The sequence below is a fragment of the Intrasporangium sp. genome, from assembly GCF_032907665.1.
Lineage (GTDB): Bacteria > Actinomycetota > Actinomycetes > Actinomycetales > Dermatophilaceae > Intrasporangium.
Map to the genome: position 1 here is coordinate 1,935 of NZ_JAJJPG010000011.1, position 11,146 is coordinate 13,080.

13 protein-coding genes are annotated in these 11,146 nt (G+C 71.1%); 7 read left to right on the forward strand and 6 right to left on the reverse strand.

Annotation, left to right across the window (positions count from 1 at the left end; translation table 11 throughout):
* Positions 1 to 40: 40 nt before the first annotated feature.
* Positions 41 to 544, reverse strand: coding sequence for a SigE family RNA polymerase sigma factor (locus LOY02_RS03285; protein ID WP_317180900.1), 504 nt, complete (start codon positions 542 to 544; stop codon positions 41 to 43).
* Between the two features lie 212 nt (positions 545 to 756).
* On the opposite strand from LOY02_RS03285, the gene LOY02_RS03290 reads away from it, so the two are divergent.
* The 3 genes from LOY02_RS03290 (at position 757) to LOY02_RS03300 (ending at position 2,593) form a co-directional block, all read left to right on the forward strand.
* A complete protein-coding gene (locus LOY02_RS03290; protein WP_317180901.1) occupies positions 757 to 1,281 on the forward strand; it encodes a hypothetical protein in 525 nt (174 codons plus the stop codon).
* A gap of 186 nt (positions 1,282 to 1,467) precedes the next feature.
* Positions 1,468 to 2,004: a sigma-70 family RNA polymerase sigma factor gene (locus LOY02_RS03295; protein WP_317180902.1), complete on the forward strand. Its 537-nt coding sequence runs from the start codon at positions 1,468 to 1,470 to the stop codon at positions 2,002 to 2,004.
* Complete coding sequence (locus LOY02_RS03300) at positions 1,997 to 2,593, forward strand: methylated-DNA--[protein]-cysteine S-methyltransferase (RefSeq protein WP_317180903.1); 597 nt, start codon at positions 1,997 to 1,999, stop codon at positions 2,591 to 2,593. The genes LOY02_RS03295 and LOY02_RS03300 overlap by 8 nt, the downstream gene beginning before the upstream one ends.
* 11 nt (positions 2,594 to 2,604) lie before the next feature.
* On the opposite strand, the gene LOY02_RS03305 is transcribed toward LOY02_RS03300, so the two are convergent.
* Positions 2,605 to 3,117, reverse strand: coding sequence for a methylated-DNA--[protein]-cysteine S-methyltransferase (locus tag LOY02_RS03305; RefSeq protein WP_317180904.1), 513 nt, complete (start codon positions 3,115 to 3,117; stop codon positions 2,605 to 2,607).
* A gap of 38 nt (positions 3,118 to 3,155) precedes the next feature.
* Positions 3,156 to 4,121 carry a cation diffusion facilitator family transporter gene (locus LOY02_RS03310; RefSeq protein ID WP_317180905.1) on the reverse strand — a complete coding sequence of 322 codons (966 nt, stop codon included), beginning with the start codon at positions 4,119 to 4,121 and terminating at the stop codon, positions 3,156 to 3,158.
* Between the two features lie 113 nt (positions 4,122 to 4,234).
* Between LOY02_RS03310 and LOY02_RS03315 the strand changes: the two genes are divergently transcribed.
* The 3 genes from LOY02_RS03315 (at position 4,235) to LOY02_RS03325 (ending at position 6,267) form a co-directional block, all read left to right on the forward strand.
* On the forward strand, positions 4,235 to 4,429 hold the full coding sequence (locus tag LOY02_RS03315) for a CsbD family protein (protein ID WP_317180906.1): 195 nt from the start codon (positions 4,235 to 4,237) through the stop codon (positions 4,427 to 4,429).
* A 222-nt stretch (positions 4,430 to 4,651) separates the two neighbouring features.
* The gene (locus LOY02_RS03320; RefSeq protein ID WP_317180907.1) at positions 4,652 to 5,278 is read left to right on the forward strand and encodes a sigma-70 family RNA polymerase sigma factor; all 627 of its coding nucleotides are present in this window, start codon (positions 4,652 to 4,654) and stop codon (positions 5,276 to 5,278) included.
* Positions 5,275 to 6,267: a hypothetical protein gene (locus tag LOY02_RS03325; protein WP_317180908.1), complete on the forward strand. Its 993-nt coding sequence runs from the start codon at positions 5,275 to 5,277 to the stop codon at positions 6,265 to 6,267. The genes LOY02_RS03320 and LOY02_RS03325 overlap by 4 nt, the downstream gene beginning before the upstream one ends.
* A gap of 76 nt (positions 6,268 to 6,343) precedes the next feature.
* On the opposite strand, the gene LOY02_RS03330 is transcribed toward LOY02_RS03325, so the two are convergent.
* Genes LOY02_RS03330 through LOY02_RS03340 form a run of 3 tightly spaced genes read right to left on the reverse strand, consistent with a single transcriptional unit; the run spans position 6,344 to position 9,442 of the window.
* On the reverse strand, positions 6,344 to 6,970 hold the full coding sequence (locus tag LOY02_RS03330) for a hypothetical protein (protein ID WP_317180909.1): 627 nt from the start codon (positions 6,968 to 6,970) through the stop codon (positions 6,344 to 6,346).
* 31 nt (positions 6,971 to 7,001) lie between these two features.
* A complete protein-coding gene (locus LOY02_RS03335) occupies positions 7,002 to 8,021 on the reverse strand; it encodes a hemolysin family protein (RefSeq protein ID WP_317180910.1) in 1,020 nt (339 codons plus the stop codon).
* Complete coding sequence (locus LOY02_RS03340; RefSeq protein WP_317180911.1) at positions 8,018 to 9,442, reverse strand: hemolysin family protein; 1,425 nt, start codon at positions 9,440 to 9,442, stop codon at positions 8,018 to 8,020. Before LOY02_RS03340 ends, LOY02_RS03335 begins: the two co-directional genes overlap by 4 nt.
* 346 nt (positions 9,443 to 9,788) lie before the next feature.
* Between LOY02_RS03340 and LOY02_RS03345 the strand changes: the two genes are divergently transcribed.
* Complete coding sequence (locus tag LOY02_RS03345; RefSeq protein WP_317180912.1) at positions 9,789 to 11,063, forward strand: glycosyltransferase; 1,275 nt, start codon at positions 9,789 to 9,791, stop codon at positions 11,061 to 11,063.
* Positions 11,064 to 11,146: the final 83 nt, after the last annotated feature.

The following is an 11,146-nucleotide window of genomic DNA, read 5'->3' on the forward strand; positions in this document are numbered from 1 at the left end:
AGCGCCCTTCTCAGCTGCTGCTCGCTCTGGTCCGGATGCGTCATGGCACGGCTCCTGCTCCGGTCAGCGGTGGTTCGGCGAGCCGGCTGCGCAGGGCGGCGAGCGCCCGGGAGATCTGGCTCTTGATGGTGCCCTCGGCGACGCCGGTGCACGCGGCGATCTGCGGGACGGTGAGGTCCTCCCAGAAGCGCAGCACGATGACGGCGCGCTGCTTGTCGGGGAGGTCCTTGAGCAGCTCGGTCAGCGTCATCGCGAGCTCGCGGTCGTGGTCGCTCACTGCGGGCTCCGGCAGCTCGTCGGTGAGGACCTCACGCCGCCGTTTGCGCTGGTCGTTGAGATAGAGGTTCATCATGGTGCGCCGCGTGTAGGCCGCCTCGGCGCCTGCCGCGATCCGCGGCCAGGCGACGTAGACGCGGGCGAGCGCCTCCTGGACGAGCTCGTCCCCGTCGGCCCAGTTGCCGCAGAGCAGGAAGGCGCGGCGCCGGAGCACGGTCTGCCGCTCCGTCACGAACGAGCGGAACGCCTCCTCGTCGGTGCGTCGCATGCCGCTCCCCGATGCGTCGGTGGGTTTGGGTCAAGTGTCGTACACCGGGTTGGACACGCGAGCAGGCGGAACCGTTGCACGACCGGTCGGACCTCCCTCGGGGGTCGCGCGAATCCGCCCGATTGATCGCGAATGCCCCTTGTGTGCTGGTCAGGAGGACGGCAAAGTAACTTACCGTCAGTAATCATTCTCGGGGAGCTAGGAACCACCACGTGCGACTCTTCACCAGACTCCGTGCTTCGTTGGCCGTCCTCTTCGCCATGGTGCTCGCGCTGGCCCTGACCTCGCCCGCGTCCGCCCTCACGGCTCAGCGCGCGAACCCACACGGCACCACGACCCTCACCTCGCCCCTCCTCCAGATCGCCCCGCTCGTCGGCATCTCGGTGGCACCGATCGCTCCGGCGACCATGGACGCGCCGGGCGTGATCACCGCGTCCGTTGCCGGGAACCAGAGGGCCGGCGTGCTGCGCACCGCTGGGGGCCTCTACCTCAGCAAGGCCGACGGCTCGTCGCTCTCGATGGCCAACCTCCACCACAACCTTGCGACGGGCGAGGTCTCGGCCGTCGTCAACGACACCGAGCGGGTCATCGTCCTCACTGCGACGGAGAACGCCGACGGCACCTATGCGTACGCGTTCACGTCGGAGGGGGCCGGGATCGTCCGCGCCTTCGTCAACCTGCTCGGCATCCCGGCCGATGGCAGCAGCTTCGGCACCGTGGTGGTGAACCAGCCCTGACCTGGGGGAGGCCCCGGGACGCCGGCTCGGTGTCTCGCCCGTTCTGCTGGGCCTCCCGCGCTGTTCCATCTCTGGGCGGAGCCTTCGGGATCCGCCCAGAGGCATGTCTGGTTCTCTTGGACGAGGACGGCACGTGACGCGAATCTGGCAACCTCACACGCCGCGACCCAGGAGCGTCTACCAGTCATGAAGCACCCGTTCGAGCAGGCCGTGACCGACCACGGAGCCGTCGTGCTCCGGGTGTGCCGCGCAACCCTCGGCCCCGCGGATGCCGACGACGCCTGGTCCGAGACGTTCCTCGCCGCGCTGCGCGCCTGGCCCGACCTGCCCGACGACGCCAACGTGCGGGCCTGGCTCGTCACCATCGCCCACCGGAAAGCCATCGACGTGCACCGGGCGGCCGCGCGTCGACCCGTCCCGGTCGACGAGGTTCCCGAGCCGATCGGAGCAGCTCTGGGCGCCGCCGTCGGTCCCTCCGCGAGCGCCTGGGCGCGCTCGCCCGAGGATGCCCTGCCGGATGAGGCCCTCTGGAAAGCCCTCGCCGCCCTCCCCCCCAGACAACGCCAGTGCGTCGCCTACCACCACGTGGCCGGACTGCCGCACGCCGAGGTCGCCGCCGTCATCGGGGGGACGGAGGCTGCTGCCCGCCGCGCCGCGGCCGACGGCATTGCCGCACTTCGCAGGACCTACCTCGCCAGTGAGGATGTGAGATCCCATGCATGACAAGCTGATCCGAGCCCTGACCGCCGACGTGCCCCTCCCTGAGGAGCTGCACGAGCGGCTGGTGACCCGCGCGACGGCAGACCGTGCGCTCGACGTCGCCTACCGGGTCGTCGACTCGCCTCTCGGGCCGCTCCTGCTCGCGACGACCGAGCAGGGCCTCGTCCGGGTCGCGTACGCGGCCGAGGACCACGACGCCGTCCTCGAGGACCTCGGGACGAGGATCAGTTCCCGGATCCTCCGGTCCGGTGCCAGGCTCGAGGGGGTGGCCCGGCAGCTCGACGAGTACTTCGCCCGGGCGCGGACCACCTTCGGCGTGTCGCTCGACCTCCGCCTCATCCGGGGCTTCCGCCGGGAGGTGCTCGACCACCTGCGCGACATCCCCTTCGGCAGGACCGAGAGCTATGCCGAGGTGGCCGCGGCGGCCGGCAGCCCGAGGGCGGTCCGCGCGGTCGGGAGCGCCTGCGCGACGAACCCCATGCCCATTGTCATCCCGTGCCATCGGGTGGTCCGCGCCGATGGTTCGCTGGGCGGGTACCTCGGGGGGCCGGCGGCCAAGGAGTGGCTCCTCACCCTGGAGGCTGCGGCCTGAGCCGACGCCGGTCAGAAGAGGCGACCTGCCGCGTCGGCTGCCGGCTCCTCGAGACCGAGGAGGAACCGCTTGCGCTCGAGCCCCCCGGCATAGCCGACGAGCGAGCCGTCGCCACCGATGACCCGGTGGCACGGGATGACGACGGCGATGGGGTTGCGGCCGTTCGCCGTGCCCACGGCCTGGGCGAGGTTGCGGTCGCCGAGGGTCACGGCGAGGTCGCCGTAGGTGCGGGTCTCGCCGTAGGGAATCGTCCGCAGCAGGCCCCACACGCGCTGCTGGAAGTCGTCGCCGCGCGGTGCCAGTGGGAGGTCGAAGTCGCGCAGCTCACCGGCGAAGTACGCCTCCAGCTGCGCAATGGCCGCGGAGAACGGCTCCTCGTGCCGCGACCCGGCCTCGCCGAACACCTCGGGGTCGGTGGGTCGGTACTTCGCGGCATCCATGAGCAGGTGCGTGATCGCGCCGTCCCGGGCGACCACGGTGAGGTCGCCGATCGGGGAGGGAACGACGACGTGCCGACTGCGCATGTCCGACTGCTCAGTCCGACTGCTCCCTACCTGACTGCTCACGGTCCGACCCGTCGGCCGGGGTGCTCGGCGCGGAGCAGGTCCTCGTGTGTCGGGACCGGGTACTCGGCGGCGTAGTCCCCGTAGGCGCGGGGGTCCTCGGACGGCTCGAGGTGGCAGGTGATCGCGAGGTCGGCGAACTCCTCGCGCAGGGCGGCCTCGACGTCCTCCATGAGGTCATGGCCCTGCTGCACCGACCAGTGCCCCGGCACGAGCACGTGCACCTCGGCGAACCGGTGCTGTCCGGACACCCGCGTCCGCAGCGCGTGGAAGTGAACGTCCTTCGTGACGAACCTGGCCAGGATGTCGGCGATCGTCCGGTTGTCGTCCTTGGTCATCGCGATGTCCATGAGTCCCTCGCTGGACTCGCGGATGAGCTTCCACCCGGTCCAGATGATGTTGAGACCGACGAGGAAGGCGAGCACGGGGTCGAGCCGGTTGACGCCGGTGAGGGCGACGACGATGACACCGCCGATCACCCCCACGGAGGTCCACACGTCGGTGAAGAGGTGCTTCCCGTCAGCGGTGAGGGTGAGCGAGCGATAGCGGCGCCCGGCGCGCACGAGGATGAAGGCGACGGCGCCGTTGAGGACGGAGGCAGCCACCGAGACCGCGAGGCCGACGCCGACGTTCTCGATGGGTCGCGGGTTGAGGAAACGCTCGACCGACGAGTAGAGGATGACGAGGGCCGCCACGAAGATCATCACGCCCTCGAGGGCGGCCGAGAAGTACTCTGCCTTGGCGTGGCCGAAGTGGTGGTTCTTGTCGGCGGGCATGGCCGCCACCCGAAGCGCGATGAGGGCAGCCACGGCAGCCACGAGGTTGACGACCGACTCGGTCGCGTCTGACAGCAGGCCCACCGAGCCCGTGAGCTGCCAGGCCACCGTCTTGAGGGTGATCGTCACCACTGCGGCTGCGATGGACAGCCAGGCGAAGCGGCTCAGGTCACGGGTCTCATGGGGCACCCGTCCAGTCTGCCAAAGATCACCGACGCTCCTCACCGGCCGGCGGGTGTGACGATTCAGCGGCAGTGGGTATGGATGGGGTGACCCGGTTCCTGCAACGGAAGGAGCGCACCATGGGTGCGACTGACAAGGCCCGGAACATGGCTGAGGATCTTGGCGGCAAGGCCAAGGAGGCCACCGGTAAGGTGACCGACAACGAGCGCCTCGAGGCCGAGGGCAAGACCGACCAGGCCGAGGCTGACCTCAAGCAGCGTGGCGAGCAGCTCAAGGACGCCGGCGAGGACGTGAAGGACGCGTTCCGCCGCTGAACCCCCAGACTGGTGGGCCGGGCTTCGTGGAGGGGGCCCGGCCCACCACCATGTCCGGCTGTCGCCGGGTGCTGTCGTATGCCGCTGAGTCGGCCCGCCACGTCCGTTGCTGTCCGCTCGCGCGCCCGAGCCCACGGGGGTGCAGGAGCCCGCCCAGCGGCATACGCAAAGATTGTCGTGGCGCAGGGTGTAAGGACTTCGGGGGAACGGACATCTATGGGCATGGCGACGGGTGGTGACGCGTCGGACCAGAAACGGTTCACGCTGATCTACCAGCGCAACTACGCCCTGATCCACGCGTACGTGGCGCGTCGCCTACGGAATCGAGGTCTGGCAGACGACGTGACGGCCGAGGTCTTCACGGTCGCCTGGCGGCGCTTCGATGACATACCGAGTCCCATCGGGGGATGGCTCTTCGGGGTGGCCCGGCACGTCGTCATGGCGACGAATCGGGCCACCATCCCGGATCCGTTCGAGCTCGTCGAGGACGCGGTCGCCGCTCGGGAGTCGGATCCTTCGGCCCGGGCGATCGACCGGGCCGAGCTGGAGCGGGTGGCGGAGGCGCTGAGCACGTTGAGTGCCTCCGACCAGGAGCTGCTCCTGCTCATGGCGTGGGAGGGCCTGCCCCTCGCGCAGCTCGCCGAGGCGCTCGAGTGCAGTGTGGCCGCCGCAGGGGTGCGGCTGCACCGGGCGAGGCAGCGCCTCCGGCGAGCTGTGGACCGCACGCGGGCCTCGGGGGTTTCAGGGGTTTCAGGGGTTTCGGCGGTTTCGCGGGATCGATCGTCGCGCAGGTCGGCATCGGGGCCGAGGGCACCCCTCGGAGCCCCGCAGGAAAGGGGTGGTCGATGATGATCGAGCAGGCATTGAAGCAGCTTGACCCGGTCCCGGATCTGCTCGCCGGGCACGATGCCGCGAGAGCCACAGCCGACCTCGAGCACATCCTGGCGCTCCCCAGGGAGGCGGTCCCGAGCCGGTCGAAGCCACGTCACGCACATGGCCGACGCCTCGCTGTCATCGGCATCGCGAGCTGTATCGCGCTGGCACTCGTCGTCGGACTGCCCTTGCTGCCCTGGCGGGCTGCCCAGCCGGCGGTTGCTGCGACGCCGCCCCTGCTGTCCGGTCAGCTCGCGCCCGGCGTCACCGGCCCAGCAGTTGCCGACGAGCTCGGCCGGATCGCAGCCGAGGCGGTGCGGTCGGACCTGCCGGGACGGCTCGGGGGCAGCCACGCGGCGTGGGACCTCGCGACCCGGGTGCACGGGGGCGAGCCGGTGCGGTCTGCCGTCGTGCCGCTCGAGGTGAGCCTCGAGGTCCGGGCCGACGGGTCCTGGCGCCGGCTGGCCAGCTACGGGCAGCCGGTGGCCGGGGACCTCGACGCCACCGACCTGCCGGCCCACGGTGAGGTCGAGTCCGACGAGGTCTATCCCGCCGACCTGGCGCCGAGGATCTTCCCGGAGCGGCTGGCGGAGGACGAGTCGGGACTTCGGGAGCAGCTCGCGCAGGCCCATCCGATCGACCAGCTGGGCACCGCCGAGCTCTTCGTCGCACTGACCGACCTGGCCAAGGAGCAGACCCCGACTCCCGCGGCACGTGCCGCCCTCCTCGGCCTGCTCGCCGAGCCCGATGACGTGCGGGCGCTCGGCGCGATGACGGATCGCGACGGCCGGCCGGGTCGGGCCTTCGCCGTCGACTCGGAGCTGAGCGGACTGCCGACGCGCTACGTCCTCATCGTCGATCCGCTCACCGGCCGGGTGCTCGCGTCCGAGCAGATCCTCACGGAGCGAGCCGGGAAGCTTGCCGTCGAGGTGCCTGCAGTCGTCTCCTACGCCGTCTTCCGCTAGGGCTGTGGGGCCGCCGCTGGGCGCCACCCCTCCCCGGTGCCCAGCGGTCCGCGCCGCGTGACGAGCGGTCGCCGGTTCAGCAGTTCGTGCGGGTCCAGTACGACATCCGGTCGTTGGCGCCGGACCCGACCCAGCCGTCGTAGGACACGCCGTAGCCCTCGACCCAGAGCGCGTTGCCCCCCCGGTAGTCCCAGGCCACGATCCTGCTCCGGGGATTCGTGTTGACCCAGGAGGACGTCATGTTGTTGAAGCCCCAGTTGGACGCGTAGTCCGCGCACGTGTTGAGGAACTGGAGCCGCCGCCCGCCGAAGTTGGAGTCGGTGTAGAAGCAGTACCAGTGGTCGAAGGTGCCGTTGGGACAGCCCGCGACGGACGAGGCAGCGGCCTCCACGTCCTCTGCCACCGCGGCGGCCAGGCTGGTGGTCCTCACGTTGTCGCCCAGGCCCTCCGGCGCGAAGCGCTCGCCCGGGTCGGGGAAGACGACCACGACCTCCCCGCCACGGTACGCAAGGGCGTTGTCGCTGACCTGGACGCCGCCGGGGTGGTCTCGCAGGTAGGTGTCGATCTCTGCCTGCGGACTCGTCGCTGTCCCAGCAGACGTCACGGTGGACGTGACGGTGGCGGCTGCTGCGGCGGTGCTCCCGGCGAGCAGCAGGGCTGCGGTGACGGTCGTGATGGTCCTGACACGTGCGCGAATGGACATCGGCTTTCCCCTGTCGACGGCTGAGGCCAGACTACGTCGTCGCCACCGTATCCGCCTCGGGGAACAGTCGCCGCAGCATGTCCGTGAGGGTGACGACGCCGGTCACGTCCTCGCCGTCGACGACGACCGCGAGCTGGGTCCCGGTCTGCCTCATCTGCTTCAGTGCGGTGTAGACGCGCGTGTCGGCAGCGAGCCGGAAGACGGGCCGCATGAGCGAGGCCGTCAGCCGATCCGGTTCGACGGCGAGGGTGTCGCGGACGTGCACGACGCCCTCGGCGTTGCGCGCGTCACCGACGAGGATGCGCAGGTGCCCGCTCGCGAGCGTGGCCTCCTGGACGTCGCGCGCGGTCGAGGTCGCCGGGACGGCCGTCGGGCGGGTCCCCGGGCCGAGCAGCTCACCCACGGTGAGGGTCTCGAGCTCGAGGGCGCTCGTCAGCTGGGTCGAGTACCGGGCATCGAGGGCACCCACGTTGGCCGAGTGCTCGACGAGGTGGAGCAGTGCAGCTGGGCTCTGACCGGTGGCCACCTGGTCCGAGGGCTCGACGCCGATCCGCACGAGCACGGAGTTGGCCATCGAGTTGAGGGACCGGAGCACCGGGCGGGTCAGCCACATGAAGCCGCGCATCGGGAGGGCGAGCAGCGTGGCCGAGCGCTCCGGGTGGGCGATCGCCCACGACTTGGGAGCCATCTCGCCGACGACGAGGTGCAGGAAGGTGACGAGGACGAGGGCGAGGACGAAGCCCGCCACGTCCGCGCCCCACAGCGGCAGGCCCCAGGACGCGAAGATCGGGGTGAGCCAGTGGTGCACGGCAGGCTTGGTGATCGCGCCGAGGGCGAGGGTGCAGACCGTGATGCCGAGCTGGGACCCAGCCAGCAGCAGCGTCAGCTCGTTGGCGCTGCGGAGGGCGGCCCGTGCGGCCCGGCTCGAGCCGGCGGCGTCCTCCAGCCGGTGCCGTTTGGCGGCGATGAGGGCGAACTCCACCGCGACGAAGAAGGCGCTGAGGGCGATGATGGCGACCGTCGCGAGGACGATGACCCAGGTCTGGCTCATTCCGTCGCCTCCCTCGACTCAGTCGCCTCAGCCGTTTCGGCCGCCCGTGCCGCATCCCCGTCGTCCGCGTCGCCGTCGTCCATGAGGCGAAGCCGCACGAGGGAGGGCACCCGTCGCTCGACCTCGACGACCTCGATCTGCAGCCGCCTCGCGCGCGGAGCGCCGGCTGGTCCCAGCTCGCCCGCGTCGGGCTCGATGTCGACGTCGACGACGGTGCGGACCTCCGGGAGGTTGCCGAGCTGGCTGATGACCAGCCCGGAAATGGTCTCGTAGTCGCCCTGGGGCAGGTCGTGGCCGATGGCGCGCTCGACCTCGTCGATGTGCGTGTCGCCGGCCATGACCCACTTGCCGTCGTCGTCGAGGACGGGGGCATCCGGCTCGAGCGGGTCGTGCTCGTCGGTGATCTCGCCGACGAGCTCCTCCGCGAGGTCCTCGGCCGTGACGATGCCGGCGAAGCCGCCGTACTCGTCGACGACGCAGGCGAGCTTGTCACCGGTCTCGGACAGCTCCCTGAGGACGTCCGGGAGGGGCATGACGGTGGGGATGACCGTGGCGCTGCGCGCGAGGGTCGCCACGGGGACGTGGTCGGGCTCCCGACTCGCCATCACGTCGTGGAGATGCACGACGCCGACGACGTCGCCCGCGCCGTCCAGCACGGGATACCGACTGTGACCGGTGGCCATGCGCTCGCGGACGCGTCCGAGCGGGTCGGTGTCGTGAACCACGTCCACGCGCGGTCGCGGGATCATCGCGTGCTCGGCGTCCTGGCCCGGGAAGTCGAGGATGCGGTCGAGCAGGACGGACAGGTCGTCGGGCAGCTCTCCGCTCTCTCGTGACTCGGCGACGATGTGCTCGAGGTCGCGGGGAGATGCCGAGTGCTCGACGTCGTGGACCGGCTCGATGCCCAGGGCCCGGAGCAGCAGGTTGGAGGCCTGGTCGAAGACCCAGATGAGCCAGCCGAAGGCCTTGAGGTAGAGGAGGGTCGAGCGGGACAGCGCCTTGGCGACGGGCTCCGGGCGGGCGATCGCGAGGTTCTTGGGCACGAGCTCGCCGAAGAGCATCTGGACGAGCGTGGAGACGAGCAGGGCGAGCACGGTCCCCACCGCGATCCCGACGCCGCTGGGGACACTCGCCCACCCGAGCATCTCCGCAAGGGCCGAGCCGATCAGCGGCTCGGCCACGTAGCCGACGAGCAACCCGGTCACGGTGATGCCGAGCTGGGCGCCGGACAGCATGAACGACGTGCGACGGGTGACCTTGAGGGCCCTCCCTGCAGGGGCGTCTCCCGCGGCAGACAGTGCTCCGAGCCGGGAGCGGTCGACGGCCATGTAGGCGAACTCCTGGGCCACGAAGTAGCCCGTCACCGCGGTGATCGCGACGACCACCGCGAGGCCGAGGAGGACCGAGACGACGGCGGTCACGGCAGCAGCCACCCCCCTCCGGCGAGCTCGGGGAAGGGGGTGCCGGGATGATCAGAGTGGTCCATGGCTCTCTCGTTCGATGCGGTCCTAGGCAGGAGCGTACGCGGGCGCGGACCTCGTCCGAGAACTGTTGACGCTCCCAGGGGAACGTGCCCGTGGGAGGGAGCTCAGCGGCATACGACCTGACCGTATGCCGCTGAGCCAGCTCCCGGGAAGGGGCCCTCCCAGCCCCAGCTGTCTCTGCCATTCGGCGGAGGGTGCTTCGACCCGTGCGGTGTGACGGTGGACAGGACACGGGCGCAAGGGCGCCCGTCTGACGGCGGTAGGACGGTGCACGATGGCGGGGGTGCGAGCCACCGTGGGAGTGGTTGCGATCGGGTCGACAGGGGACGTGCTGCCCCACCTCGGAGTGGCGAGGGCGCTCACCGACGAAGGACACGAAGTCGTCGTGGCGACCCACGAGTCGTACCGGTCCCACGTCACCGCTCTCGGGCCGGCCTTCCACAGCCTGCCGATGGAGCCGGAGGAGGAGCTGACCGAGGAACGTGCCGCCCGCATGCGTCGGGGGCCCACAGAGGCGGCGGCGGTGGTCGGCGAGGTCTTCTCCCCGTGGGCGCGGCGACTCGCCTTCGCCGTGGACGAGTTCACGGCCGGGTGCGACATCGTCCTGCTCTCGACCATGGCCTGGCCCGGGATCCACTCGGCCATGGGACGCGGCATCCCCAGCATCAGCCTCCACCTCCAGCCGCTCGAGCCGACGCGGGAGTTCCCTCCGTCCGTCCTGGCCGGACGCCCGCTGCCGCGTCTGGCCAACCGGGCTCTCGGCGCGCACGTCCAGCGACTCATGCACCGGCCCCACATGGCGGTGGTCAACGAGGTCCGCGGTGCGCACGGGCTGGCCCCGATGACCGAGCGCGACCACGTCCGCTGGCTCGCCGAGACCGACCATCCGGGACTGCATGGGTGGTCGCCCCGGGTCGCGGCGCGGCCTCGTGACTGGCGCGGTGGGCTCCGCGTCGTCGGGTACTGGTGGCCACCCTCCTCGACGTGGAGCCCCTCGGGCGAGCTCGAGGACTTCCTCGCCAGCGGTCCGCCGCCGGTCTACATCGGCTTCGGCAGCTCGAGCCCCGCGGCGCCGGAGACTCTGGCAACCGTGGTCCGTGACGCGCTCCGCGAGAGCGGGACGAGGGCAGTCGTGCTCGCTGGGTGGGGTGGCCTCGCAGGACGGGGCGAGCTCGAGGGCGACGACGTCATCGTCGTCCGACGGGTGGCCCACGACTGGCTCCTCCCACGAGTGTCGGCGGCCGTCCACCATGCCGGGTGTGGCACGTCGGCTGCCGCGATCCGCGCAGGCGTGCCGTCGGTCCCGGTGCCGGTCTCGCTCGACCAGCCGTTCTGGGCCGACCGCCTCCACCGGATCGGGGTGGGCACGGCGCCGATCCCGGCCAGGAGGCTGTCGGGGAGCGCACTCGGCGCGGCCATCCGGAGGGCGACGAGCGACGAGGCCATGGCAGGCCGGGCACGGGTGCTCGCCGAGCAGGTCCGTGGGGAGCGCGGCGACCGGGCGGTCGTGGACGCCGTGCGTCTGGCCCTCGATGCCGGTACCGGGAAGGCCCGCTGAAACATGTCGTGGAGCCTGTGGTGTGGGGAGACGGCGTGAGGACGTGGATGTGAGGAGAGGGCGTGAGGAGACTGCGTGAGGAG

What these genes read in the sequence shown, in the direction of transcription:
- LOY02_RS03285 (WP_317180900.1), bottom strand. Translation starts at nt 544, where the DNA reads ATGCGACGCACCGACGAGGAGGCGTTCCGCTCGTTCGTGACGGAGCGG.
- LOY02_RS03295 (WP_317180902.1), top strand. Translation starts at nt 1,468, where the DNA reads ATGAAGCACCCGTTCGAGCAGGCCGTGACCGACCACGGAGCCGTCGTG.
- LOY02_RS03300 (WP_317180903.1), top strand. Translation starts at nt 1,997, where the DNA reads ATGCATGACAAGCTGATCCGAGCCCTGACCGCCGACGTGCCCCTCCCT.
- LOY02_RS03305 (WP_317180904.1), bottom strand. Translation starts at nt 3,117, where the DNA reads ATGCGCAGTCGGCACGTCGTCGTTCCCTCCCCGATCGGCGACCTCACC.
- LOY02_RS03315 (WP_317180906.1), top strand. Translation starts at nt 4,235, where the DNA reads ATGGGTGCGACTGACAAGGCCCGGAACATGGCTGAGGATCTTGGCGGC.
- LOY02_RS03320 (WP_317180907.1), top strand. Translation starts at nt 4,652, where the DNA reads ATGGCGACGGGTGGTGACGCGTCGGACCAGAAACGGTTCACGCTGATC.
- LOY02_RS03325 (WP_317180908.1), top strand. Translation starts at nt 5,275, where the DNA reads ATGATGATCGAGCAGGCATTGAAGCAGCTTGACCCGGTCCCGGATCTG.
- LOY02_RS03330 (WP_317180909.1), bottom strand. Translation starts at nt 6,970, where the DNA reads ATGTCCATTCGCGCACGTGTCAGGACCATCACGACCGTCACCGCAGCC.
- LOY02_RS03335 (WP_317180910.1), bottom strand. Translation starts at nt 8,021, where the DNA reads ATGAGCCAGACCTGGGTCATCGTCCTCGCGACGGTCGCCATCATCGCC.